This is a genomic window from Dellaglioa sp. CoH-57-MRSF-18, assembly GCF_056781995.1.
In genome coordinates this window covers 1-423 of record NZ_JBXAXX010000097.1, presented here as the reverse complement: position 1 = coordinate 423, position 423 = coordinate 1, and the positions used below count along the sequence as shown (strand labels likewise).

General features: G+C 62.9%; 1 protein-coding gene and 1 pseudogene. Both read right to left on the bottom strand.

The features are described 5' to 3' along the window. A pseudogene (locus AC1RPG_RS08245) lies at positions 1–226 on the bottom strand (IS481 family transposase); the annotation flags it as partial. Positions 227–283: 57 nt separating this feature from the next. Then, positions 284–423 (bottom strand): ATP-binding protein (locus AC1RPG_RS08240; protein WP_481762506.1); only part of this gene is annotated, 140 nt, incomplete at its 5' end.

Sequence of the window (423 nt, the reverse complement as noted above, 5' to 3'; positions counted from 1 at the left end):
GTTTCTTGATATCGACGTGGACCAGCTGCCCGGGCCGCGACTTCTCATATCGGTCGGGGCGTGCCGCGCGAACGGGAAGACCGCTCGCCTGGTCCAGGTGGTGCAGCAGCGGCATCCGATACCGGGCCAACACCCTGCCGACGGTCGAGCGTGGAACACCGAGGTGGTAGCTGATCCGATGCGGACCCCACCGTCGCGTGAACCGCAAAGCGACGATCCGATTGTCGGCGCTCGTGAGGAACTGGTCAGTTTCGCTCTTTGAGATCTGAACAGTTGTGTGTGGTTAGTTTGCCGCGTTTTCGGCGCGGACGGAGGGTAGTGCCTCGATCTCGGTGTTCCGGAGTCGATAGCTGGAGCCCTTCATGGTGACGACTTCGGCGTGGTGGACGATCCGGTCGATCATGGCCGCGGCGACGACTTGGG